The organism is Ruegeria atlantica, from assembly GCF_013032455.1.
Lineage (GTDB): Bacteria > Pseudomonadota > Alphaproteobacteria > Rhodobacterales > Rhodobacteraceae > Ruegeria > Ruegeria atlantica_B.
The window spans coordinates 41,178-64,401 of sequence record NZ_WQCF01000004.1 but is presented as its reverse complement, the minus strand read 5'-3'; the positions used below and the strand labels follow the sequence as shown (position 1 = coordinate 64,401).

The window sequence follows — 23,224 nt, the reverse complement described above, 5'->3', positions numbered from 1 at the left end:
GCGCAATGCGTGAAACTGGCCGACGGGCGCATAAGCCAAGCCAGGGTTCGGACAGAAAACCAAGAATGCAATTCCTTCAACTGACAGAAACAGGCAGCGCGATACTGGCGCTCTTGGTGGTCGCGGGCATGTTCGTCCTGTTCCTACGCGAAGTTTACCCGACCGAGGTTGTCGCCATAGGCGGCGTCGCGATCATGCTGGTAACGGGCATATTGCCGTATCAAAGCGCGCTGGCGGTTCTTTCAAACCCGGCGCCGTGGACCATTGCGGCGATGTTCATCATTATGGGAGCCTTGGTGCGTACAGGGGCGTTGGACGCGTTTACCAAGACGGCGCAAAACCAAGCGCAGGTAAATCCGCGTTTCGCCATTGGGCTGTTGATGGCCTTTGTTGTCTTGGCCTCGGCCGTGGTATCGAACACGCCAGTGGTGGTGGTGATGATCCCCGTGTTCGTGCAGATCGCACGCACGCTGAACGTTCCGGCCTCGAAACTGCTCATTCCACTCAGCTATGCGGCCATATTGGGAGGGACGCTGACCCTGATCGGCACCTCGACCAACCTGCTTGTGGATGGTGTGGCCCGGTCGCAGGGCATGACGGCGTTCACGATATTTGAGGTCACGCCACTGGGCATTGCGCTGGTAATCTACGGCATGCTCTATCTGCGTTTCATCGCGCCACGGCTGCTGCCAGAGCGGGACAGTATGGCCTCACTTCTGTCTGACCGCTCCAAGATGAAGTTTTTCACCGAAGCGGTCATTCCCCCTGATAGCAACCTGATCGGGCGCGAAGTGACGGGTGTCCAGCTGTTCAAGCGACCCGGTGTGCGCCTGATTGACGTTGTGCGTGGCGACGACTCGTTGCGGCGCAACCTGAAAGGCGTTGAGCTAAAGGTTGGCGACCGCGTTGTCCTGCGAACCGAGATGACTGAACTGTTGAGCTTGCAAAGCAATAAGGAGCTAAAGCGCGTCGATCAGGTTTCCGCGGTTGAGACCAAGACAGTTGAGGTGCTGATTACTCCGGGCTGCCGCATGGTAGGGCGTACGCTGGGCACGCTGCGTCTGCGTCGCCGCTATGGTGTATACGTTCTGGCCGTGCATCGACGGAACCAGAATATCGGCCGTCAGCTTGATGATCTGGTGGTGCGGGTCGGCGATACGCTGCTGTTAGAAGGCGCCCCTGCAGATATTCAGAAACTGGCCGCCGACATGGATATGGTCGACGTCACGCAACCCTCGGCGCGTGCGTTCCGGCGCAGCCACGCGCCGATTGCGATTGGTTCGCTTGTAGGGATCGTCGCGCTGGCCGCTTTGGGAGTGGCGCCAATCCTGCTTTTGTCGATTCTGGCGGTAGCCGTGGTGTTGCTGACCCGTTGCATCGACGCGGATGAGGCGTTCTCATTCGTCGAAGGCCGCCTGCTGGCGCTAATCTTTGCCATGCTCGCCATAGGTGCAGCATTGGATAAATCCGGGGCCGTATCGTTGATTGTCGAAGCGATCGCCCCCGGTCTCAGCGCGTTGCCGCCCTTCCTGATCATTTGGGCAGTTTACCTGCTGACTTCGGTACTGACCGAGTTGGTGTCGAACAACGCCGTGGCCGTGGTTGTGACGCCGATCGCCATTGGGTTGGCGCAGGCGGTAGGCATCGATCCACGTCCGCTGGTGGTGGCCGTAATGGTGGCGGCTTCGGCGTCGTTTGCGACGCCAATCGGTTATCAGACCAACATGATGGTGTATGGTCCGGGTGGGTATCGGTTTGTAGATTTTTTGAAGGTCGGCGTTCCGCTGAATTTAACCGTCGGCTTATTGGCCTCGCTGCTGATCCCGCTGATCTGGCCATTGTAAAGCAGGCATGGAATTGCCGATCTGAACTGGTTGGTCTTGTAAATAAAGACCCGGCCACAATCTTTTACGTAAGCGAAAAAAGGATTGTGTCATGCCATTTCCAAAGCTCGGTCAGGTTATTGTCGTCAGTGCGTTTGCGCTGACTATTCTGGGCAGCCAAGGACATGCCGGAACGGTGTCTGGAACCGCCACTTACCGCGAGCGGATCGCTGTGCCACCCGACGCGACGCTGTATGTTGAGCTTCAGGATGTGTCGCTGGCTGACGCTCCTGCAGTTCCACTTGCCGCGAAACGCTTTGCCATGACGGGTGTTCCGGCGCAGTTCGAGTTGACGTTTGATGATGCTCTGATCAAGGACGGCCACCGCTACGTCGTGCGCGCTACGATCCATCAGGGGCAGGATCTGTTGTTTACGACGGACACGGCCTATCCGGTTTTGACTGATGGGGCGGGGAACTCTGCCGATCTGACGCTGGTACAGGTTCAGGGGAGCGCTATGCTGGAGGATACAAAATGGACCGCCGCTGTTCTGAATGGCGCACCAATTGAGACTGAACGCCGCCCCGAGATTTCATTTGCACAGGGCGGTGCCTTTTCGGGTAGCGGTGGGTGCAACCGGTTTAACGGTCAGGCCGAAATTTCAGGCGCGTCTATCTCATTTCCCGACAATATTGCTGCCACGTTAATGGCCTGCCCTCCGGAGCTGGAGGAGGTCGAACGGCAGTTCTTCAAGACCCTGCAGGGCGTTACCACCTATGCGATGGAAGGCGACGCATTGGCGTTTCTCAATGCAGCGGGTGAACCGGTCATCAAGTTTGGCCGCACTCAATAGGGTGGGGCCGTCACGCGACGGCCCTTGATCGCCCGGCATTTCGGCCCGAGAAGATGCAGCCGCCTAAAAACGAGCCTTCTAGCGCGTTGTAGCCGTGGTAGCCGCCGCCGCCGAAGCCGGCGACCTCTCCGGCTGCGAACAGGCCGGGGACGACTTGACCATCCACACCGATCATCTGGCTGTCCAGATTGGTTTGTAGTCCACCCAGGGTCTTGCGCGTCAGCACATGCAGCTTCACGGCGATCAAGGGGCCATTTGCCGGGTCAAGGAACTTATGCGGTTTGGCGGTTCGGATCAGCTTGTCCCCCCGGTAGTTTCGCGCGGCCAGAATGGCTGCCATTTGGGCGTCTTTGGTAAATGGATTGTCGACCTGTGAATCCCGCGCCTCGATCTGGGCGCGCAGATGGGTCTCGTCGATCAACCCGCCGCCAAGCTGGTTCATGCCGCTGACCAGCTCGGTCAGGGTATTGGCGACGATGAAATCTTCGCCATGTTCCTTAAATGCTTCGACCGGCGCAGTGGCTTTTGAACCGGTTAGCACGCGCTGAAACAGCACCTCGCGCCAGCCGCCCTCTGTCATGTCGGGGTTCTGTTCCGAGCCGGACAGGGCGAATTCTTTCTTGATCACCTTCTGGGTCAGCACGAACCAGCTGTATTCATAGCCGGTTTTCAGGATTTCCTGCAGCGTTCCCAACGTGTCGAACCCCGGCATGCAGGGCGGCTTTAGCCGATTGCCGCGCGCGTCGAACCACATTGAACTGGGGCCGGGCAGGATACGGATGCCATGCGATGGCCAAATCGGGTTCCAGTTGCGCACGCCTTCGGTGTAGTGCCACATCCGGTCGCCGTTGATCACATGCCCGCCCGCCTTTTCACTGATGCCGATCATGCGGCCATCGACGTGGAAAGGAACGCCAGCCACCATGTCTTTGGGCGGTTCGCCCAACCGATCACGCGGCCAGTTCTTGCGCACCATCTCGAAATTGCCGCCGATCCCGCCCGAGGTGACGATGACCGAAGGGGCATAGACCTCGAACTCGCCAACCTCATCACGATTGGTCTTGGCGCCGTGGGATGCTTTGTCGTCTGCCAGAACCTCGCCCGAGACACCCTTGGCGCAGCCGTTCTGCATGATGATGTGGCTGACCTGATGGCGAAACTTCAGCTCGATCAACCCGGCGCTGACGTGTTCGCGCACCCGGCGAACGAAGTTCTTTAGAACACCCGGACCCGTGCCCCAGGTGATGTGAAACCGAGGCACAGAGTTGCCATGACCATCCGCATAAGACCCGCCACGCTCGGCCCAACCAACAATGGGGAACCAACGTAAGCCCATCTCATGCAGCCAAGGACGCATCTCACCGGCGGCGAATTCTACATAAGCCTCGGCCCATTTGCGGGGCCAAGCGTCTTCGTCACGATCGAACTGCGCGCTACCCATCCAGTCGCGCAAGGCCAGCTCGTGGCTGTCCTTGATCCCCATCCGCCGTTGTTCCGGTGTGTCGACCATGAACAGGCCGCCAAGGCTCCAGTGCGCTTGCCCGCCCAGAAAATGCTCGGGCTCCTGATCCAGCACAATTACCTTTTTGCCACGATCGCCCAGCTCGGCTGCGGCCGCCAGTCCGGCCAGACCCGCCCCGACAACAATGGCATCAGCAGTGTTGTTGTCCATGTCCTGTCCTTTCAGCGGCTACGAAGCCAAGCAATATAAGGCAGGGCCACGACATACATCATGATCCCGTAAACAGCCGAGGGCAGGGCCAGTGGGCTGAACCCGCTTTCAGTGCCCGTGATCAAGGCCGCCAGTGTGATCCCCAATGTCGAGTTCTGGATTCCAGTCTCGATTGAGATCGTCTTGCTTTCATCCCACGACAATTTTGCTAAGCGAGCCAGGCCCAACCCAATCAGCAACAGGGAAACGCATAGGGATATCAACCCAGCCCCCATAATCCCAAGGTTGTCGACAAGCAGTTGCCAATTTCCAGCCACGGCGGCCAGAACGATCAGGACAAACAGACCGGTGGCAGCCTTCGACAATGGACCTTCAATCTTTCGCGCAAATCCCGTTGCGAAGTGTCTGAGACTGACGCCAATGGCCACGGGCAGGGTGGTGATAAGGAACATGGCGATGGCCAGCCCGGTGATTGAAACCTCAGGGGCGTCTTCACCCATGAAATGGGCGATCGACCACGCCGCTAGCACAGGGACTGTAATCATGGACAGCAGGCTGATTACGGCAGTCAGGCTGACGGAAAGGGCAACATCACCCTTCGCCAGTTTTGACAGGATGTTGCTTGTAACACCACCGGGGCAAAAGCTGAGCAGCATGAAGCCTACCGCGATTTCAGGTGGCAATGCGAATAGTTTGACGATGACAAAGGCCGCAATGGGTAGCAGAACAACTTGGCTCAGCGCGCCAATAGCAAAGGGGTAACCTCGGCTTAGTACGCGTTTGAAATCATCGACGTGCAGCCCGACGCCCAGAGACAGCATGATAATGGCCAGCGAAAGCGGTAGGCCGACATTTATAAGCAAATCCAAGTACAACTCCTCCCAAAGCCATTCGGATCAGCCTAAGCGAGGGTTCATGGCGCAGGCAACAGCGCCGTTGGGTCATCCATAGCGCTGGGCGAAGCGGCGCAGGATTTCGCCCGGCTTGGTAACATCCGCCGCGTGGCAGATATCAATCAGGCGCTGGGCGTCCTCGGGCGGGAAATAGCCAAAATCCTTGTAGATATTGATGCGCTGTTCGAAATCCCGTGCGTCAGCCTCGGGGTGGAACTGCGTGGCATAGACGTTCTGGCCCCAGCGGATCATCTGAAACGGGCAGGGATCAGAGGCCAACAGATGCACGCAGCCATCGGGCAGGGCCTGAACGGCCTCCTTATGGCCGACAAATGCGTCGAATCTGTCGCCCAGCCCGGCAGTCAGTGGATCGCGCGCGCCCTCATCTGTCAGGTGACAGGTTGATGGGCCAACGGGTTCTCCGAACTGGTCTTTGCTGACATCCCCGCCCAGATGTGCGGCCAGAATGCCAAGGCCATAGCAGCAACCCATAAATGGATGATCATTCGCGGTGATTTGCGGCATCAGGCCCATGATGGACGCTTCAACCTGCGCGTCGACCTCGGATTTTGTCGCCGGATCATCACTGACGCAGCCAGGGCCGCCACCGACGATAACGCCGGCATAGTCGGTCACGTTCAGCCCGTTGGGCAGATCCTCGCAATCCAGTCGGATGCGGTGCGTCTGTTCCGGTGATAGACCGGTTTTATCTAGGATCGAGGCATATTCGGCGTCCGATGCCTCGGTTTCCGGGCGCAGTTGCAGGATAAGAAATCGTTTCATGCGTTGCCCTTACCCGTCAAAGCGGCCAGAAGACAAGGATGGCGGGGACGGAAACTGCGACAATGAGGATTTCCAGAGGCAGCCCCATGCGCCAATAATCCCCAAAGTGATAACCGCCGGGTCCAAGCACCAGAGTGTTATTTTTGTGCCCGATTGGGGTGAGAAACGCGGCGGACGCCGCAACGGCGACCGTCATCAGAAACGGGTCGGGCGACACCTCAAGCGTGCGCGCCATCTGAATGCCGACAGGGGCAGCAACGATTGCCGTGGCGGTGTTGTTCAGCACGTCCGACAGGGTCATGGTAACGATCATCAGTACGGTCAGAATCGCCCAAGCGGGCAGGCCGTCGGTCAGTTGCACTAGCGCATTGGCGATCAGTTCAGTGCCGCCCGAAGTCTCCAAGGCGCTGCCCAGAGGGATCATGGAGCCCAGAAGCACGACCACAGGCCATTCGATATGATTGTAGAGATCGGCAATCGGCATGATCTTGGTCAGCACATAGGCCACCACAACCAACCCCAGCGCAATTGGCAGATAGATCAGCCCGACGCTGGCCGCCAGCACAGCGGCAGCGAACAGGCCGATGGCCAGCCATGCTTTGTCATTGGCGGTGACGTTCAGCCCACGCTCGGCCAACGGCAGGCAGCCCAACCATTCGGTCACATCGGCACTGCGATCGCGAGGGCAGAGCAGCAGCAGAATGTCACCCGCTTCGACCTCGGTTTTGCGGACTTGTTCAGTGATCCGGCGGCCCTGACGCGAGATGCCCATCAGCACGGTACTCTGCCGCCAAGCCAGACCTAGCCCCTGCGCGGTGCGTCCGGTGATGCGCGCGCTTTCGGTGGCGACGACTTCGATCACCTCCAGACCGTCGCCCTCGGCGGTCAGCAACTCCTGACGTCGCGTGTCCGAGAAATCGAGGTTCAGCGCCGCGCGGAATTCATCCAATGCCTCGGGGCGGGCCTCCAGTACCAGCGCGTCGCCTTCTTTCAACGTTGCGTGGGCCGACCGGCCATAGCGCCGCTTGCCGTCGCGGATCAGGCCGATGATGGCGACGTCGGATTTCTCGGCTGCTTCGTATAGTTGGCTGACCCGCTTGCCTATATGTGCGGAGTCCGGAGGGATGGTTAGTTCAGCGATGTATTCGGCCAGCGCCTCGGACGTTTCCTCCTGCGGGCCACGGTTCGGGATCAGCCGCCAGCCGATCAGCGACACAAAGGCCAGTCCGGCAATGGCCGCCACCCCTCCGACAGGGGCGAAGTCGAACATTTGAAACGGCTCCCCCAGTGTTTCCTGGCGGATCGAGGCGATAATGATGTTAGGCGGTGTCCCGATCAGTGTGGCCATTCCTCCCAGTATGGTGGCAAAGCTCAGCGGCATCAGGGTTAGGCCAACTGACCGTCCGGCCTTGCGCGCGGTCTGGATGTCGACCGGCATCAGCAGGGCCAGCGCGGCCACATTGTTCATGAATGCCGACAGGACAGCACCGATTCCGCCCATCAGCGCGATATGGGCACCCAACCCGCGCGATGCGTCGACCAAGGTGCGCGTGATCAGGAACACCGCCCCCGAGCGGACCAATCCGGCTGATACCACCAGAACAAGCGCGACAATGATGGTGGCCGGGTGGCCAAATCCTGCAAAAGCGTCATCCACGGGCACCACGCCCAAAACAACCCCGATCAGCAATGCGGAAAACGCCACAAGATCATACCGAAATCGCCCCCACAGAAGCATTCCGAAAACAGTGGCGAAAAGGGCAAAAAGAATAATCTGATCTGTCGTCATTGGGTCACCATACCCACAAGGGGGCGTCTCGCAAGCCGCTCTCTTGATCCTGTCCCCCGCAAACGTCTATATGAGCGCCGAATACGCAATCACTATCACGAGGACGCACCATGGCAGGCCATTCCAAATGGGCCAATATCCAGCACCGCAAGGGTCGTCAGGACGCCGCGCGGTCCAAGCTGTTTTCCAAGCTGTCGAAAGAAATCACTGTCGCTGCTAAGATGGGCGACCCCGACCCCGACAAGAACCCGCGCCTGCGTCTGGCGGTGAAAGAGGCCAAGTCGAACTCGGTCCCCAAGGACGTGATCGACCGCGCGATCAAGAAATCGGTTGCGGGCGAAGGCGACGATTACGAAGAAATCCGGTACGAGGGCTATGGCCCGAACGGCGTCGCGGTGATCGTCGAGACGATGACCGACAACCGCAACCGGACCGCATCCACCGTGCGCTCGACGTTTTCGAAGAATGGCGGCAATCTGGGTGAGACCGGCTCGGTCGGGTTCATGTTCGACCGCAAAGGTGAGGTCGTCTATCAGGCGGACGCCGGCGACGCGGATACCATTTTCGAAGCCGCGATCGAAGCCGGGGCCGAAGATGTCGAAAGCTCGGAAGACGGCCACATCATCTGGTGCGCGGATACCGATTTGAACGATGTGTCGAACGCGCTGGAAACCGCTCTGGGTGAGTCGGAATCGACCAAGCTGGTGTGGAAGCCAACCACCACGACCGAACTTGGTCTGGAAGACATGCAAAAGCTGATGAAGCTGGTCGATGCGCTGGAAGATGACGATGACGTGCAGCGCGTCACAACCAATTTCGAAGCGACGGATGAGGTCATGGCGCAGCTTTAAGCTGGACTAAGGCAGACTTTTGAAACCCGGCCATCTGGCCGGGTTTTTTCGTGTCAGCCGTCGGTTGCCGCACCTTTGGGCAAAAGTATGATTTTGCGGGTAGGGCTGAGATCAGAAAAAAGACGAAATCTCGTCCAGCGGTTTCTTCAGCTTGGCGACACTGGGAACTGTCGCAGTTTCCGACGGGTGCCCAACTGCAATAATCATTGTCGGTTTTTCAGACGCGGGCCGCCCCAGCGCGTCATTCAGAAACCGCATAGGGTTAGGCGTGTGAGTCAGGGTGCAAAGCCCGGCGTGATGCAACGCTGCCAGCAGAAAGCCCGTGGCGATGTTCACGCTTTCCGGCACGTAGTAGTTTTTGTACCGCGTTCCGTCCTCGAACTGCCCCCAGCGCTGGGCAAAGACCACGATCAGCCAGGGGGCCACTGTCAGATGTTCCTTGACCGCATCCGTGCCGATGGGCTCCAGCGCCTTGATCCATTCATCTCCGGCACCACCGGCGTAAAAACGACGCTCTTCCTCTTCGGCCTCTTCGCGAATTCGCAGCTTCAGCGCGGCATCCGAAATTGCTGCGAAATGCCAGGGCTGATGATTGGCGCCTGAAGGCGCGGTACCTGCAGTGCGAATGCAGGTTTCGATCACTTCTCGCGCAATCGGTCGGTCCACAAAATCCCTTACCGTATGTCGCTGACGCATCTTATTGTAAAACGCGAATGCCGCGCCTTTCATCTCGTCGTCGGTGAATGTGCTGCGGTCGGGCAGGGGGATTGGGTCGTAACTAAGAGAGTCGCGTGAAAACATGTGGTTGCTCCGAAAATGTGCCGCTTGCCGGGTTAGTGCTATAGTCACTAGCGTATGGGGGACAATAGCAAGAACGCGCGGGGCATGGCCGTCTCACGGGCACTGACCCGAAGGAAGATGTTGCGATTGTTCTGGCAAAAGGGCATCCCTTGCCACTTTCCGGACCGCAGCAGTTAGGGGAGCCAGCGCCGGTGCAAGGACGCGACCGACCTGCCATGTCAAAGGAACGTCCAGCGGCGCGTTCGGCTTTAGCGGACACAACCGGCCGTCTTCCAGCGCGGGCCGCACCAATCCAACAGGGTTCATCCCCCAGCCCAAACCGGCGATCGCCGCGTCAACAAAACCTTGCGACGAGGGCAGGTAATGTGAGGGCGGTGTGATCCGACGGCCAGTTTGTGCGGCAATCCACGATCTTTGCAGGCTGTCTTTGCGATTGAAGGTCAGGCAAGGCGCGCTGGCCAGCGTTTGCTCGTTTACGCCGGGGGAAAACCACTGTCGTATGAAATCCGGACTCGCAGTCGCGATGTACCTCAGATTGCCGAGGGCAAAGCTGTCACAGCCGGAAACGGGTTGGCCGCCCACGGTTATGGCGGCGCTAACCTCACCACGCTTCAGCCATTCTGCCGAATGGTCCTGATCGTCAAGAACAAGGTCGAACAACAGCCCATCAACCAAAGCCATGGCGTCTATGAACCAGGTGGCCAGAACGTCGGCGGGTATGGCTATTCGAACACGTGCCGGACCGGTCGCCTGCTTCAGCGTCAGTTCCTGGACCAGCCTGGATTCGAGCAGCCCAATGTCTTCGGCATGTTGCGCGATGCGCAATCCGGCCGGGGTGCCGGTGCAAGGTGTCCCTCGGTGGATCAGCGCCGCGCCGACACGGTCCTCTAACGCTTTGATCCGCTGCGAGATGGCAGACGGTGTTACTGCAAGCTCGTCAGCGGCGGCGTCAAAGCTTCCGTGGCGCAGGATCGAGGACAAAGCCGACAGATGAATGGGGTCAAGCAGCATTAGTTGAACTTAATCTCGGTTAGCATCTTTAATTTGATAGATGGACCCAATGCCCGTAGTCAACGCATCAGAACGCAGGAGGTCACATGTCCCCATCTCTTTTCGCTGGCTTCGCTCTGGGCTTCAGCCTGATCCTTGCCATTGGTGCGCAAAACGCATTCGTATTGCGGCAGGGTGTGCGGCGCGAGCATGTGTTTCCACTGTGCCTGACCTGTGCCGTGTCCGACGCTATTCTGATCGCCGCGGGTGTCGCGGGGTTCGGTGCCTTGGCAGAGGCGGCGCCATGGTTTGAAACGGCAATGCGCTACGGCGGAGCCATCTTTCTGACGTGGTACGGGCTGCGCAGCCTGCAATCGGCCTGGCGCGGAGGGGCTGCGATGGATGTGGGCAAAGGTCAGCGTGCCAGCCTGCGGTCGGTTCTGTTGACCGTGTTGGCTTTTACATGGCTGAATCCGCACGTTTATTTAGATACGGTTGTCCTGATCGGGTCGATATCGGCGCAGTATGACGACCGTATGGCTTTTGCCGTGGGTGCGATGCTGTCCAGTTTCGTGTTCTTCTTTTCACTGGGTTACGGGGCAGGGGTCTTGTCCCCTGTCTTTGCCCGACCGCGCGCTTGGCAGGTTCTGGATGTAGTGATCGGTGTCGTCATGCTGAGTATTGCTTTAAAACTTGTTGCCATGTGAAGGGTTGTTCCCGCCCGGATTTCAGTGTTCAGATTTCGGCATGACACAGCTTGCCGCCTCTTACCGCCCCCTTGCGGGCATGTTCTGGATGTTCTCAGCCGGGATATCCTTTGTGGTGATGACGGCCCTGGTCAAATCACTGGGAACGACCATGAATCCAATCCAGGCGGCATTTTTGCGATATGTTCTAGGGCTCGTTTTCCTGCTGCCAGCGTTGCGTGCAATCCTGACAACGCGCCTGACGCCCCGGCTCGTGACCCTGTTCGGCGTGCGCGGGGTTATTCACGCGGTCGCCGTGATGTTGTGGTTCTACGCGATGACGCAGATCCCCTTGGCCGAGGTTACGGCCATGAATTACATGACGCCGGTCTATGTCACGCTGGGGGCGGCGTTGTTTCTCGGCGAAAAACTGGCTTTTCGCCGGGTCGCCGCGATTTTGGTGGCTCTGATCGGAGTTCTGATCATCCTGCGGCCTGGTTTTCGCGAGGTTTCGACTGGCCATCTGGCCATGCTGGGTACTGCACTGATGCTGGGCGGGTCTTACCTGCTGGCCAAACTGCTGGTGCGTGATATCCCGCCCGCAGTTGTCGTTGCGCATCTGTCGATTTGGGTAACACTGGGGTTGATACCCTTTGCTATCGCAGTTTGGGAGCCGCCCAGTTGGCGCGACATCGGAGTGCTGTTTCTGGTCGCCAGCTTCGCCACCGCTGGTCACTACTTTATGACGCTGGCGTTGCAGGCAGCCCCGGTGGCGGTCACGCAGCCGGTAACATTTTTGCAATTGATTTGGGCCACGCTGTTGGGTGCTTTGGTCTTCCACGAAAGTGTTGACATATGGGTCGTTGCAGGGGGTACGCTGATCTTGTCCGCTGTAAGCTTTATCGCTTGGCGAGAGGCGGTTCTAAATCGCAGTAACCTGACAACGCCAAGCATCGCGCCCAAGCTCTAGCGACTTTCAGCGCGTACATACGGTTATTGATTGACGGGTCAATAAAATCTTCGTAGCGTTCTTTCTGTCAAGCCGCAGGAAGGGGGCAGCTATGCCGAAACTCGGAATGGAACCAATCCGCCGTGACGCGATCGTCAGGGCGACGATTGCCGAGCTTGGCTCGAAAAAGTCCCTCGATGTGACCGTCAGCCAGATTGCCAAGCGGGCAGGAATGTCCAGCGCATTGGCGCATCATTATTTCGGCGGCAAAGATCAGATCTTTCTGGCGGCTATGCGCCGCATCCTATCCGATTTCGGGAATGAAGCGCGGGGAGAACTGAGGGCCGCTGCCCCAAACAAGAGGGCCCAGGCCGTCATCCGGGCCTGTTTTGCACCGTCCTGTTTTACGCCCGATGTGATCGCGGCATGGATGACGTTTTATGTCCTGGCCCAGACCAACGATGACGCCTTGCGTCTGTGGCAGATTTATCAGGCGCGAATCCGATCCAACCTGGTCGACGCCCTGCGCCCCTTGATGCGCGATCCGGTTGAGGCTGCCGAGAACATGATCGCTCTGATCGATGGTCTTTATATCCGCGCCGCGCTGAGCGCCCCGGAAGAACCGCAACTGGCGGTGAACCACGCAATGCGTGTCCTCAACACTCTGCTCGAGGCTGAAAAATGACAAAGCCGAACATTCTGATCCTGATGGTGGATCAGCTTAACGGAACCCTCTTTCCCGACGGTCCCGCAGACTGGCTGCATGCACCCAACCTGAAAAAGTTGGCGGAACGGTCGACCCGGTTTGCCAACGCCTATACAGCCTCGCCACTCTGTGCACCGGGACGGGCGAGCTTTATGTCGGGCCAGCTGCCTTCGCGAACCGGGGTCTATGATAACGCAGCCGAGTTCCGCAGCGACATTCCCACCTATGCGCATCATCTGCGTCGCGCCGGGTATTACACATGTCTGTCCGGTAAGATGCATTTTGTCGGCCCCGATCAACTGCACGGGTTCGAGGATCGCCTGACCACCGACATCTACCCCGCTGATTTCGGCTGGACGCCGGATTACCGCAAGCCGGGCGAACGTATCGACTGGTGGTATCACAATATGGGCTCGGTAACGGGCGCGGGTGCGGCCGAGATTTCCAACCAGATGGAGTATGATGACGAGGTCGCCTACAACGCGAAGGCCAAGCTTTACGATCTGGCGCGTGGCAAGGACGACCGACCGTGGTGCGTGACCGTCAGCTTCACCCATCCGCACGACCCCTATGTGGCACGTCGGAAATATTGGGACTTGTACGAAGACTGCGAGCACCTTTTGCCCGAAGTTGCAGACCTTGGCTATGACAATCAGGATCCACATTCCAAGCGTATCTTCGACGCCAATGACTGGCGCAGCTTTGACATTACCGAGGAAGATATCCACAAATCTCGCCGCGCCTATTTCGCGAATATCTCGTATCTGGATGACAAGATCGGTGAAATCCTCGAAGTGCTGGAAACCACGCGACAAGAGGCAATCATCCTCTTTGTCTCGGATCACGGAGATATGCTGGGCGAACGGGGTCTATGGTTCAAAATGAACTTTTATGAAGGCTCGGCGCGCGTGCCGCTGATGATCTCGGCCCCGGATCTGCCTGCGGGCCGGATCGATACTCCGGTTTCGACAATTGATGTGACCCCGACACTGGGCGCATTGGCGGGTGTCGATATGGCCGAAATCGCACCTTGGACAGATGGTGAAGACCTTGTGCCTTTGGCGAAGGGGGATGAGCGTACCGCGCCTGTGGCCATGGAATACGCGGCTGAAGCGTCTTATGCCCCATTGGTTTCGCTGCGCTATGGCAAATGGAAATACAACCGCTGCGCCTTGGACCCGGATCAACTGTTCGATCTCGAGGCTGATCCACACGAACAGATCAACCTTGCTGGTGATCCCGCTCATGCCGGAACTCTGCAAACCCTTCGCGCAAAATCCGAGGCGCGTTGGGATTTGGATCAATTCGACGCGGATGTGCGCGCCAGTCAGGCTCGTCGTTGGGTTGTCTATGAGGCGCTACGGCAGGGTGGCTATTACCCATGGGATTACCAGCCGCTGCAAAAAGCGTCCGAGCGGTACATGCGCAATCACATGGATCTGAATGTCGTTGAGGAAAACGCCCGTTTTCCACGTGGCGAATAGCCTCTTCACCTTTTTGAAAATACTCCCGCCGGAGGCGTCTTAAACAGGCTCGGCGGGTCATGGAGACCTGAAAATGGAAGCAGATTTCGTCATTGTTGGCGCCGGATCCGCCGGTTGTGCAATGGCTTATCGCCTAAGCAAAGCCGGAGCTTCGGTTGTGGTGATCGAACATGGCGGCACCGACGCCGGGCCGTTCATCCAGATGCCCGCGGCGCTGAGCTATCCGATGAACATGCCGATGTATGACTGGGGTTACCGGTCCGAGCCCGAGCCACACCTGAACAATCGCCAACTGGCCTGCCCACGCGGCAAAGTGATTGGCGGGTCGTCCTCGATCAACGGCATGGTTTATGTGCGCGGCCATGCGCGTGACTTTGATACTTGGGCCGAGATGGGCGCCGATGGATGGTCATACTCGGACGTGCTGCCCTATTTCAAACGCATGGAAACATGGCACGATGGCGGTCATGGCGGTGATGCAGAGTGGCGAGGTAAAGACGGACCGCTGCATGTGTCGCGCGGCCCGCGTGAGAATCCTCTGTTCCAAGCCTTTGTCGATGCTGGGCAGCAGGCGGGTTACGAAGTTACAGGCGACTACAACGGCGAAAAACAGGAAGGTTTCGGCCCGATGGAGCAGACCGTCTGGAAAGGACGGCGCTGGTCTGCAGCGAATGCTTACCTGAAGCCTGCGCTAAAGCGCGACAATTGCGATATCGTGCGTGGTCTAGCGTCGCGCGTGGTCATGGAAAACGGCCGTGCGACCGGCGTTGAGCTGATCCGCGGCGGCAACAAGGAGATCATCCGCGCCCGACGCGAGGTGGTGCTTGCCGCGTCCTCGATAAACTCTCCCAAGTTGCTGATGTTGTCGGGGATCGGTCCGGCGGCTCATCTGGCAGAGCATGGAATTGAGGTTGTTGCTGACCGCCCCGGCGTGGGTGCAAACCTACAGGACCATCTGGAACTGTATATCCAGCAGGCTTCGCTGCAGCCGATCACGCTGTATAAGCACTGGAATCTGTTCAGCAAGGGCCTGATCGGGGCGCAATGGTTGTTTACCAAAACCGGGCTTGGTGCATCGAACCAGTTCGAAAGCGCGGCATTCATTCGGTCCAATCCGGGGGTGGAATACCCGGATATCCAGTATCACTTCCTGCCGATCGCCGTGCGTTACGATGGGCAGGCTGCGGCCGAAGGGCATGGCTTCCAGGCGCATGTGGGGCCGATGCGCTCGCCCTCGCGCGGGGCGGTCAAGCTGCGCTCGGACCAGCCCGAGGATGCTCCTATGATCCGGTTCAACTATATGAGCCACGAAAAGGATTGGGAGGATTTCCGCAAATGTATCCGCCTGACCCGCGAGATTTTCGGGCAAGACGCGTTCAAACCCTATGCGGGCAAGGAAATCCAACCGGGTGCTGATGTGCAGACGGACGAGGAACTGAATGGGTTCATCGCCGAACATGCCGAGAGTGCTTACCACCCCTGCGGTACCTGCCGTATGGGCCGCGCCGATGACAAAAATGCAGTGGTTGATCCGGAGGGCCGTGTGATCGGCGTTGACGGGTTGCGCGTCGCCGACAGCTCGATTTTCCCTCAGATCACCAACGGCAACCTCAACGCGCCGTCGATCATGGTAGGGGAGAAGATATCGGATCACCTGTTGGGCAAGGAATCCCTGCCGAAAGCCAATGACCGCCCGTGGATTCACCCGGCATGGGCGACAGCGCAGCGTTGATTTGATCCGCGTCAAAGCGGGGTGTGGCAAATACATTTAGACCTGAATCGCAACGACATATTTGAGGAGCGAACAGGAATGTCCCACACCCCGCATGAACTGGCCGAAGAGTTTCCGGAAAAAGTTGAACTTATGAGCCAGCTCAAGCAATCAGATGCGCATTTCGCCCGGCTGGCTGATGAGTATCACGAGATCAACCGTGTCGTTCATCGGGCGGAAACCAATATTGAACCGATGGAAGATCTGGCCGAGGGAGAATTGCGCAAGAAACGCGCAGCGCTCAAGGATGAGATCTGGGCGATCTTGACGAAAGCATGAAACTCAGGGCGGGGGCTCTGCCCCCGTCGCGGCAGGCCGCGACTCCCCCGGGATATTTTCAGGCCAGGTGAAGATCAGGTGACTTCGTAAGGCAAGGTGCCACGGGTATGGGCGTCAATCGACAGGCGTCGTTCCAGCGGCGGAACCGAGCGTTGGTGGCAGGTCTGCCTCTCGCAAATACGGCACGAAATGCCGATTGGTTCGTAGGCGCTGGCGTTATTGATATCGAGGTTGTCGGCATAGACTAGGGCCTCGGCATGGCGAACCTCGCAACCTAGGGCTATGGCATAGCGGCGCACGGGCGCGCCAAATGAGCCACCAGATTTAGACACATCCCGAGCCAGTGAGATATAGCGGACACCGTCCGGTGTTTCCGCCAATTGCCGCAAGAAATGCCCGGGGGTTTCAAAAGCTCGGTGGACGTTCCACAGGGGGCAGGCGCCGCCGAACCTGGCGAATTGCAGGCGCGTGGCCGAGTGGCGCTTGGTGATCGTACCGGCCTGATCGACGCGAACGAAGAAAAAAGGAATACCTTTGGCACCGGGACGTTGCAGTGTCGACAGGCGGTGCGCGATTTGTTCGATGGAGGCTCCAAACCGATTGCTGAGAAGTTCCAGATCGTGCCGATAGTCTTGCGCTGCCGCCAAGAATTTATCGTAGGGCATCAGAGATGCGCCAGCGAAATAATTGGCTAGGCCGATCTTCGCGATGGCGCGTGCCTCTTCGCTTTGGAATTTGGCGAAGTCCAGAGTGGCCTCGAGCAGTTTGTCCTGACTGATGAGCGCCAGTTGAAGCAGGAGTTGGAACACTTGCGTCTGAGGGGCAATGCGGGACGACAGTTGCAATGTTTTGCTGTCGGGGGCGTATTTTCGCGTATCAGGTATGTCGGCGAATTGCACCCGAATTTCTCGTTCGCCAAGGCTTTCGATGGCTGCTGCTCGGATTCCGCCGGATTCTTCCGCTCGGCTCGAAAACCGCTCGGCCGCGCGGTCGACTGCATCAATATAGTTGTCGCAATAGTGGAAGAAGTCGCGCACTTCCTCCCAGGGGCTGGCTTGTATCTGCGCGTCTTCACGGCCCAGCGCTTCGTCCAAAGAGGCCAGCCGTTCGTGGGTTTGCCGATACGTGCGGTGCAGTGCGATGAAGGCACGGGCCAACGCAGGCGCGTTTGATGCCGTCAGGCGGAGGTCCGCCAAGGGCGGAATGGCATCATCGAAAACCGGATCGGCCAGTGCCTCGCGCATATCCGAGACCAAACGTTCGCTGTCGCCGGTGCTTAGTTCGGTCACGTCCATGCCGAATTCCTGCGCCAATGCCAGAATAACCGTGGTGGAGATCGGCCGGTTGTTGTTCTCCATTTGGTTCAGGTAGGGTAAGGATACGCCGAGCTTGGTCGCAAATTCCTTTTGCGTCAGGGCCAGGCGCGTGCGCATTTCGCGCAGTTTTGCACCGGCATAGAGCTTTTGGGTCGCCATGGGTCGCCTTTGCAATTATTCGATTTTTAAAGGCTAACTTTGCAAACCTTTCGACGCAACCCGTGTTATAGGCCGAGTTGCCTTTCGCGCCGGATAACTGAGGCGATGGCGCATATGGCCAACGCCGAAGTCGCCAGCATCAACCACAGTAAAGGCATCGCGCCGGTTTCATGGGTCAGTAGGGTTCCGGCAAGGGCGCTGAGCCCTGCGCCGCCGCCCAACATGATGGCGCCGCTCAGGCCAGAGGCGGTGGCGGCCAAATGTGGGCGAACCGACAGGGCGCCAGAGGTGGCGTTGGGAATTGTCATGCCGTTTCCGAGGCCCACAAACGTCATAAGCCCGAAAAAGCTGAGTGCAGTTCCAAAGCCCGCCAGAAAGAGGGCGGCGGACAAGGCGACACCAGCCGCATTCAGCCAGCACCCCCAAAGTACCATTCGGTTCACGCCGAAGCGAACCGAATACCGGCCGCTCAGAAAGTTGCCGCAGAAATATCCAACTGCCGGCGCGCCAAAATAGATGCCAACCTGTGCCGCGCTGAGGCCGAACAGTTCAGTGCCGATGAAGGGTGCCCCACCGAGGTAGGCAAAGAATGCACCCGAGGATAATGCAGAGGACAGTGAATAGCCCCAGAACCGCGGCGAGCGTATCAGTTCCGGATATTCACGAAATTGCTGCACCAACGTCTTGCCGCTTTTGGAGGAGGTTTCACCAAAGTCGGTAAATGTAAGGGCCAGCGTCATGACGCCTAGAGCGAAGGGCAGCCAGAAATTGGCTTTCCAGCCGAAGTTCTCTTCCAGCAGGCCGCCGATGGCTGGACCGATCATCGGAACGACGGCCATGCCCATCGTGACATAACCGATCATCGAGGCTGCCTGATCCTGATCATACATATCACGCACCGCGGCCCGGCTGAGCACCATACCCACAACCACGATGGCCTGACACATGCGGAAGGCCAGAAAGACTTCGATCGTAGGGGCGTAGATGCAGCCCAGCGTAGCGATCAGGAACAGCGCCAACCCCCATAGAAGAACGGGGCGGCGCCCGGCCTTATCTGCAACCGGGCCGATCAGGATTTGCAGTACGGCATTGACCAGAAGATACAGCGCGATTGACAGCTGCATGACTTTGTAGTCGGCCTGAAAATGCAGCGCCATATTTGGCAGGCTGGGCAGGAAGAGGTTCAGGCTAAGGGCTGACAGCCCGGACAGCAAAACTAGCGTCGAAATATTGGGTGGCGACCGGCGCGTCGTGGGGGAACTGAACTGCATGGTTCACATGTATAGCCGTAGCTTCAGGGAATGCTATCAAAGAACGTCTATCAAGCCGATACTTAGCAAATTTACAGTTTTCCGCAACTTTGTTGCCAATGATTTGCAAATTTGCCGAAAGATGCTTTGGTCTCGGCGCATCTGCGTATAGTGTCGCGCGAAATTTCACAGGGGATTAGCGCCATGAAAGACATCCTGACCGAGCTTGAAGACCGCCGCAACGACGCCCGGCTTGGCGGTGGGCAAAAGCGTATCGACGCACAACACGGCCGCGGCAAGCTGACCGCGCGCGAGCGGATCGAACTGCTGCTGGACGAAGGCAGCTTTGAAGAGTTCGACATGTTCGTCAGCCACCGCTGTACCGATTTCGGGATGGAAAATCAAAAGCCTGCGGGTGACGGCGTGGTCACCGGCTGGGGCACGATCAACGGCCGGATGGTTTATGTGTTTAGCCAGGATTTCACCGTGTTTGGCGGCTCGCTGTCCGAAACCCACGCACAGAAGATCTGCAAGATCATGGATATGGCGATCCAGAACGGCGCGCCGGTGATCGGAATCAACGACTCGGGCGGGGCGCGAATCCAGGAAGGTGTTGCATCGCTGGCTGGCTATGCCGAAGTTTTCCAGCGCAACATCATGGCCTCGGGCGTGGTGCCGCAGATCAGTGTGATCATGGGGCCGTGCGCGGGCGGTGCGGTTTATAGCCCTGCGATGACTGACTTTATTTTCATGGTCAAAGACACCTCGTACATGTTCGTGACTGGCCCTGACGTTGTGAAGACCGTCACCAACGAGGTCGTCACCGCCGAAGAATTGGGCGGGGCGTCGACCCACACCAAGAAATCCTCGGTCGCCGACGGAGCGTTCGAAAACGATGTCGAGGCGCTGGCCGAAGTGCGTCGTCTGGTCGATTTCTTGCCGCTGAACAACCGCGAGAAACCTCCGGTGCGCCCGTTCTTTGACAGCCCCGAGCGGGTCGAGGCTTCGCTGGATACATTGATCCCTGACAACCCGAACACGCCTTACGACATGAAGGAACTCATCACAAAAGTGGCGGATGAAGGCGACTTCTACGAGATTCAGGAAGACTACGCCAAGAACATCATCACCGGCTTCATCCGTCTGGAGGGGCAGACCGTTGGTGTTGTCGCCAACCAGCCGATGGTTCTGGCTGGCTGTCTGGATATCGACAGCTCACGCAAGGCGGCACGGTTCGTGCGGTTCTGCGATTGTTTCGAGATTCCAATCTTGACGCTGGTCGACGTGCCGGGCTTTCTGCCGGGTACTTCGCAGGAATATGGCGGAGTTATCAAACACGGTGCCAAGCTGTTGTTCGCCTATGGTGAAGCGACAGTGCCAAAAGTCACCGTGATCACTCGCAAGGCCTATGGTGGTGCGTATGACGTTATGGCGTCGAAACACCTGCGCGGCGATTTCAACTATGCGTGGCCGACCGCCGAGATCGCGGTGATGGGTGCCAAGGGTGCGACCGAGATTATTCATCGGGCGGATTTGGGCGATGCGGAAAAGATCGCGCAGCACACGCAGGATTATGAGGACCGGTTTGCCAACCCGTTTGTCGCCGCCGAGCGTGGCTTCATCGATGAGGTGATCATGCCGCACTCCACCCGCCGTCGCGTGTCCCGCGCGTTCGCCAGCCTTCGTAACAAGAAGCTGAAGAACCCGTGGAAAAAGCACGACAATATCCCACTGTAAGGAACGCACTGAACCACGTGGCCGCCAGAAGAGTTTCTGATGGCGGCTAACGCAAGAGGGGCAGACGGTATGTTTGACTTTGAGACCAAAGCTGATAAATGACTTGCCTTGCCAGATATAAAAAAGCGCGGGCCAAAAGCCATGCGCGCGCGATTCCAGAGAGAGGAGCCTGCGTCTCGCAGGTCTGGGGTCGCGTCTTTTTTCTGGCCTTTCTGGCATGGTCGTCAACAGCAGTTGCCCAATCTGACAACCTTCTGCCTGTTCCATCGGGGCAGCCTGTGCATCTGAGCGATGTTTTGCTGGACGACAATCCCGGTGAATTGTGGGTCAGGTTTCGTTTCGTCGCACCCAAGATCGGATATACCGTCGGTCGGATTGGATATGATGTGGCCTCGGCGGATATGGAACACCTGTGCCAGACCCTCGCAGTTGCTTATGTGGCGAAATATGAACTTAAGCCAGCGCGGGTAGTCATTTCATTGTCGGATCGGCCCACCGAATTCGGGCAATCCAAGCCTGACGCAACTCAGTTCTTTGAAGCCTACCGGCTGGAAGAGTCCCGGTGTATCTGGGAGGGGCTCTGACAATGAAACACATTCACGACCTCAGAGCATTTCTGAAAACCAATGCGGCTTTGGAGGTGCGCAACATGATCCCGTCTGCTCTTGGGAATGAATTATCTTTTCGGAAAACGGCGAAGAAAGAGGTGCCGGCATGCTGAAGCACCGCGGCTTTCCCGGACGCTTACCCGGAACTGACTTTCAATTCACTATTCGTCGGGCCAACCCCAAGGGCGTCACACCCATCACGCGCCGAGAGCGGTTTCGGGATCGAAAGCCTGCTGATCGCCGCGCGGATGCTGCCTTTATGGAAGCACTGTGGCAACATTTCGGGGATCAGCCTTTCGAACGGGGCAATCTAGACGCTGGTCGCCTGAGTTGGTTGTTCGAACGTGAAGTCGTTGCGGTCGAAGATCCGTTCGATCCCGAAAGCTATGAAGCTTTGCTGGTTATCAACCTGGATATCGCGCGTCAGTCGTTTCCCGATATATTTGACGGTGCGCGCTGACAATGTTCGGTGTGGGCGCACATATGAGCCGGACACCTCTTAGTGGTGTGACCCCGCCCAATGAAGGGCGGGATCGGTATCGTACCTCAGAAGTTCAGCTGCGCCGCCAGCTGAATTCGGTCTGCGTCGAAGGTGGTGCCCGAATTCACATCGTTGCGCTCACCATAGAAGTATTCGGCGCTGAACGTCAGGTTGTCCGTCGCTTTGTAGAATACGTTGAAGTGAACGGTCTCGATATCAGTAAAGGCCAGTGCACCGTCGGCCGTCGGCAGATCATAGTCAACTTCACCATAGGCGATACCTACGTTCCATTTTTCGCCGATGTCCTGACGAAGTTCGACGGTGAACCCGTCAACATCGTTAGCTTCACCGTTAACGATGGCGTCACCGGCACCGATCAGGTACGGGCCAAGCGCTTCGCCGTCGACATAGTTGACCTGGAACAGGCCACCTGCCCACGGACGAACGGAGCCGGACAGGGTAAAGCCGGTCTGATCGACTTCTACACCGCCACTCTCGGCTTTACCGTACAGTGCGGAAGCGCGGGCCAGGAATGTGCCGTCGTTATATTCAGCCGAGCCGACGAAAACCGGATCGCGCGAGTCCGAACCGCCGACATTTTCTTCGATCGACAGGGCAAATGCCGTGTTGTCGATGCCGAAGCTGTTGGTGTAGCGGACCTGCGGAACGCGGGCAAAGGGGATACCTACGGGGCCGTCGAATTCAACCGAGGTCGGGTAGCTGTCCAGCGGCTGGAAGTTGGTCCAGTACTGACCGATCAACCAGTTGTCGCCGATTGTGATGTTGGCGTGACGAACGCGCAGTTCGGCAGTGCCGCCGCTTCCAAACAGGTCGAATTCCAGTTGTCCGCCGACTTCACCAATTCCGGTTTGCGTGCTGGAAAGCAGGCCAATCCGCGACTGACGAACGGTCGATCCGAAAGTACCGCTGGTGGCAGCGTCGGGATCACCAATATTCGAGGTGTCCGCCGTGTCGCCCAATTCAAAATCGAAATCATAGAAGAAGTCGGCTTTGACGTAGCCATAGATGTCCAGCGCGGTACTTCCGATTTTGAATTCTCCGGGTGTAGAGCCCGGCCCCACGGACTCCAGAGCTTCGACTCGGGCGCGCAGAGCATCAAGCTCGGCTTGTGTTTGTGCATCTTGCGCCAAGGCTTGCATGCCGGTCACGGAAAGCGTGCTGGCAGCAAGCAGGCTGGCTGTTTTAGCCTTTATTTTCATGGGATTAGTTCCTTGTGTGCGAGTGTGCGCCGCCAACTTTTCACGCAAGTCGCCACGAGGGAAATCACCAAATTGAGAGAGAATCGGAGTAAGTTCTCAAGCAAATGTGTGGGTAAGCGCTTG

At 58.1% G+C, this 23,224-nt stretch carries 21 protein-coding genes; 12 read left to right on the top strand and 9 right to left on the bottom strand.

The window, feature by feature from the left end:
- Positions 1 to 65 precede the first annotated feature (65 nt).
- A complete protein-coding gene (locus GOW93_RS09105) occupies positions 66 to 1,844 on the top strand; it encodes an SLC13 family permease (protein ID WP_170383331.1) in 1,779 nt (592 codons plus the stop codon).
- 91 nt (positions 1,845 to 1,935) lie between these two features.
- Positions 1,936 to 2,676 carry a YbaY family lipoprotein gene (locus GOW93_RS09100; RefSeq protein ID WP_170383329.1) on the top strand — a complete coding sequence of 247 codons (741 nt, stop codon included), beginning with the start codon at positions 1,936 to 1,938 and terminating at the stop codon, positions 2,674 to 2,676.
- Between the two features lie 10 nt (positions 2,677 to 2,686).
- On the opposite strand, the gene GOW93_RS09095 is transcribed toward GOW93_RS09100, so the two are convergent.
- The 4 genes from GOW93_RS09095 to GOW93_RS09080 all read right to left on the bottom strand — a co-directional run bounded on the left by GOW93_RS09095 (position 2,687) and on the right by GOW93_RS09080 (position 7,813).
- A complete protein-coding gene (locus GOW93_RS09095; protein WP_170383328.1) occupies positions 2,687 to 4,348 on the bottom strand; it encodes an FAD-binding dehydrogenase in 1,662 nt (553 codons plus the stop codon).
- A gap of 11 nt (positions 4,349 to 4,359) precedes the next feature.
- A complete protein-coding gene (locus tag GOW93_RS09090) occupies positions 4,360 to 5,217 on the bottom strand; it encodes a bile acid:sodium symporter family protein (RefSeq protein ID WP_170383326.1) in 858 nt (285 codons plus the stop codon).
- 72 nt (positions 5,218 to 5,289) lie between these two features.
- Positions 5,290 to 6,024: a glutamine amidotransferase gene (locus tag GOW93_RS09085; protein WP_170383325.1), complete on the bottom strand. Its 735-nt coding sequence runs from the start codon at positions 6,022 to 6,024 to the stop codon at positions 5,290 to 5,292.
- A gap of 16 nt (positions 6,025 to 6,040) precedes the next feature.
- Positions 6,041 to 7,813, bottom strand: coding sequence for an SLC13 family permease (locus GOW93_RS09080; protein ID WP_170383323.1), 1,773 nt, complete (start codon positions 7,811 to 7,813; stop codon positions 6,041 to 6,043).
- Between the two features lie 110 nt (positions 7,814 to 7,923).
- On the opposite strand from GOW93_RS09080, the gene GOW93_RS09075 reads away from it, so the two are divergent.
- On the top strand, positions 7,924 to 8,664 hold the full coding sequence (locus GOW93_RS09075; protein ID WP_170383321.1) for a YebC/PmpR family DNA-binding transcriptional regulator: 741 nt from the start codon (positions 7,924 to 7,926) through the stop codon (positions 8,662 to 8,664).
- A gap of 111 nt (positions 8,665 to 8,775) precedes the next feature.
- On the opposite strand, the gene GOW93_RS09070 is transcribed toward GOW93_RS09075, so the two are convergent.
- Positions 8,776 to 9,465 (bottom strand): nitroreductase family protein, encoded by a 690-nt coding sequence (locus tag GOW93_RS09070; protein WP_170383319.1) that lies wholly within the window; start codon positions 9,463 to 9,465, stop codon positions 8,776 to 8,778.
- A gap of 93 nt (positions 9,466 to 9,558) precedes the next feature.
- Positions 9,559 to 10,476: a LysR family transcriptional regulator ArgP gene (locus tag GOW93_RS09065; RefSeq protein WP_170383318.1), complete on the bottom strand. Its 918-nt coding sequence runs from the start codon at positions 10,474 to 10,476 to the stop codon at positions 9,559 to 9,561.
- An 86-nt stretch (positions 10,477 to 10,562) separates the two neighbouring features.
- Between GOW93_RS09065 and GOW93_RS09060 the strand changes: the two genes are divergently transcribed.
- The 6 genes from GOW93_RS09060 to GOW93_RS09035 all read left to right on the top strand — a co-directional run bounded on the left by GOW93_RS09060 (position 10,563) and on the right by GOW93_RS09035 (position 16,330).
- Positions 10,563 to 11,162 carry a LysE/ArgO family amino acid transporter gene (locus tag GOW93_RS09060; RefSeq protein WP_170383316.1) on the top strand — a complete coding sequence of 200 codons (600 nt, stop codon included), beginning with the start codon at positions 10,563 to 10,565 and terminating at the stop codon, positions 11,160 to 11,162.
- Positions 11,163 to 11,202: 40 nt separating this feature from the next.
- Positions 11,203 to 12,111 (top strand): DMT family transporter, encoded by a 909-nt coding sequence (locus GOW93_RS09055; protein WP_170383314.1) that lies wholly within the window; start codon positions 11,203 to 11,205, stop codon positions 12,109 to 12,111.
- Positions 12,112 to 12,202: 91 nt separating this feature from the next.
- A complete protein-coding gene (gene betI / locus GOW93_RS09050; protein ID WP_170383312.1) occupies positions 12,203 to 12,775 on the top strand; it encodes a choline-binding transcriptional repressor BetI in 573 nt (190 codons plus the stop codon).
- The gene (betC, locus tag GOW93_RS09045) at positions 12,772 to 14,280 is read left to right on the top strand and encodes a choline-sulfatase (protein ID WP_170383310.1); all 1,509 of its coding nucleotides are present in this window, start codon (positions 12,772 to 12,774) and stop codon (positions 14,278 to 14,280) included. The genes betI and betC overlap by 4 nt, the downstream gene beginning before the upstream one ends.
- Before the next feature lie 73 nt (positions 14,281 to 14,353).
- Positions 14,354 to 16,012 carry a choline dehydrogenase gene (betA, locus tag GOW93_RS09040; RefSeq protein ID WP_170383308.1) on the top strand — a complete coding sequence of 553 codons (1,659 nt, stop codon included), beginning with the start codon at positions 14,354 to 14,356 and terminating at the stop codon, positions 16,010 to 16,012.
- A 78-nt stretch (positions 16,013 to 16,090) separates the two neighbouring features.
- Positions 16,091 to 16,330, top strand: coding sequence for a YdcH family protein (locus GOW93_RS09035; protein WP_170383306.1), 240 nt, complete (start codon positions 16,091 to 16,093; stop codon positions 16,328 to 16,330).
- Between the two features lie 74 nt (positions 16,331 to 16,404).
- Here the strand turns inward: GOW93_RS09035 and GOW93_RS09030 are convergent, their stop codons facing one another.
- Entirely contained in the window at positions 16,405 to 17,805 is a 1,401-nt protein-coding gene (locus GOW93_RS09030) for a helix-turn-helix domain-containing protein (RefSeq protein WP_170383304.1), read from the bottom strand.
- Positions 17,806 to 17,870: 65 nt separating this feature from the next.
- Positions 17,871 to 19,076 carry a multidrug effflux MFS transporter gene (locus tag GOW93_RS09025; RefSeq protein ID WP_170383302.1) on the bottom strand — a complete coding sequence of 402 codons (1,206 nt, stop codon included), beginning with the start codon at positions 19,074 to 19,076 and terminating at the stop codon, positions 17,871 to 17,873.
- Positions 19,077 to 19,259: 183 nt separating this feature from the next.
- On the opposite strand from GOW93_RS09025, the gene GOW93_RS09020 reads away from it, so the two are divergent.
- The 3 genes from GOW93_RS09020 (at position 19,260) to GOW93_RS09010 (ending at position 21,860) form a co-directional block, all read left to right on the top strand.
- Positions 19,260 to 20,792: an acyl-CoA carboxylase subunit beta gene (locus GOW93_RS09020; RefSeq protein WP_170383300.1), complete on the top strand. Its 1,533-nt coding sequence runs from the start codon at positions 19,260 to 19,262 to the stop codon at positions 20,790 to 20,792.
- Positions 20,793 to 20,890: 98 nt separating this feature from the next.
- Entirely contained in the window at positions 20,891 to 21,376 is a 486-nt protein-coding gene (locus GOW93_RS09015; protein ID WP_254443504.1) for a DUF6497 family protein, read from the top strand.
- A 130-nt stretch (positions 21,377 to 21,506) separates the two neighbouring features.
- Positions 21,507 to 21,860 carry a hypothetical protein gene (locus GOW93_RS09010; protein ID WP_170383298.1) on the top strand — a complete coding sequence of 118 codons (354 nt, stop codon included), beginning with the start codon at positions 21,507 to 21,509 and terminating at the stop codon, positions 21,858 to 21,860.
- Positions 21,861 to 21,946: 86 nt separating this feature from the next.
- Here the strand turns inward: GOW93_RS09010 and GOW93_RS09005 are convergent, their stop codons facing one another.
- Positions 21,947 to 23,101 carry a DcaP family trimeric outer membrane transporter gene (locus GOW93_RS09005; RefSeq protein ID WP_254443503.1) on the bottom strand — a complete coding sequence of 385 codons (1,155 nt, stop codon included), beginning with the start codon at positions 23,099 to 23,101 and terminating at the stop codon, positions 21,947 to 21,949.
- Positions 23,102 to 23,224: the final 123 nt, after the last annotated feature.

Excerpts from the sequence above, each read along its gene's own strand:
- GOW93_RS09070 (WP_170383319.1), bottom strand. The coding sequence starts at position 9,465 with ATGTTTTCACGCGACTCTCTTAGTTACGACCCAATCCCCCTGCCCGAC.
- GOW93_RS09025 (WP_170383302.1), bottom strand. The coding sequence starts at position 19,076 with ATGCAGTTCAGTTCCCCCACGACGCGCCGGTCGCCACCCAATATTTCG.
- GOW93_RS09075 (WP_170383321.1), top strand. The coding sequence starts at position 7,924 with ATGGCAGGCCATTCCAAATGGGCCAATATCCAGCACCGCAAGGGTCGT.
- GOW93_RS09100 (WP_170383329.1), top strand. The coding sequence starts at position 1,936 with ATGCCATTTCCAAAGCTCGGTCAGGTTATTGTCGTCAGTGCGTTTGCG.
- GOW93_RS09085 (WP_170383325.1), bottom strand. The coding sequence starts at position 6,024 with ATGAAACGATTTCTTATCCTGCAACTGCGCCCGGAAACCGAGGCATCG.
- GOW93_RS09005 (WP_254443503.1), bottom strand. The coding sequence starts at position 23,101 with ATGAAAATAAAGGCTAAAACAGCCAGCCTGCTTGCTGCCAGCACGCTT.
- GOW93_RS09065 (WP_170383318.1), bottom strand. The coding sequence starts at position 10,476 with ATGCTGCTTGACCCCATTCATCTGTCGGCTTTGTCCTCGATCCTGCGC.
- GOW93_RS09010 (WP_170383298.1), top strand. The coding sequence starts at position 21,507 with ATGCTGAAGCACCGCGGCTTTCCCGGACGCTTACCCGGAACTGACTTT.
- betA (WP_170383308.1), top strand. The coding sequence starts at position 14,354 with ATGGAAGCAGATTTCGTCATTGTTGGCGCCGGATCCGCCGGTTGTGCA.
- GOW93_RS09030 (WP_170383304.1), bottom strand. The coding sequence starts at position 17,805 with ATGGCGACCCAAAAGCTCTATGCCGGTGCAAAACTGCGCGAAATGCGC.
- GOW93_RS09035 (WP_170383306.1), top strand. The coding sequence starts at position 16,091 with ATGTCCCACACCCCGCATGAACTGGCCGAAGAGTTTCCGGAAAAAGTT.
- GOW93_RS09015 (WP_254443504.1), top strand. The coding sequence starts at position 20,891 with ATGACTTGCCTTGCCAGATATAAAAAAGCGCGGGCCAAAAGCCATGCG.
- GOW93_RS09095 (WP_170383328.1), bottom strand. The coding sequence starts at position 4,348 with ATGGACAACAACACTGCTGATGCCATTGTTGTCGGGGCGGGTCTGGCC.
- GOW93_RS09105 (WP_170383331.1), top strand. The coding sequence starts at position 66 with ATGCAATTCCTTCAACTGACAGAAACAGGCAGCGCGATACTGGCGCTC.
- GOW93_RS09055 (WP_170383314.1), top strand. The coding sequence starts at position 11,203 with ATGACACAGCTTGCCGCCTCTTACCGCCCCCTTGCGGGCATGTTCTGG.
- betI (WP_170383312.1), top strand. The coding sequence starts at position 12,203 with ATGCCGAAACTCGGAATGGAACCAATCCGCCGTGACGCGATCGTCAGG.
- GOW93_RS09060 (WP_170383316.1), top strand. The coding sequence starts at position 10,563 with ATGTCCCCATCTCTTTTCGCTGGCTTCGCTCTGGGCTTCAGCCTGATC.
- betC (WP_170383310.1), top strand. The coding sequence starts at position 12,772 with ATGACAAAGCCGAACATTCTGATCCTGATGGTGGATCAGCTTAACGGA.
- GOW93_RS09020 (WP_170383300.1), top strand. The coding sequence starts at position 19,260 with ATGAAAGACATCCTGACCGAGCTTGAAGACCGCCGCAACGACGCCCGG.
- GOW93_RS09080 (WP_170383323.1), bottom strand. The coding sequence starts at position 7,813 with ATGACGACAGATCAGATTATTCTTTTTGCCCTTTTCGCCACTGTTTTC.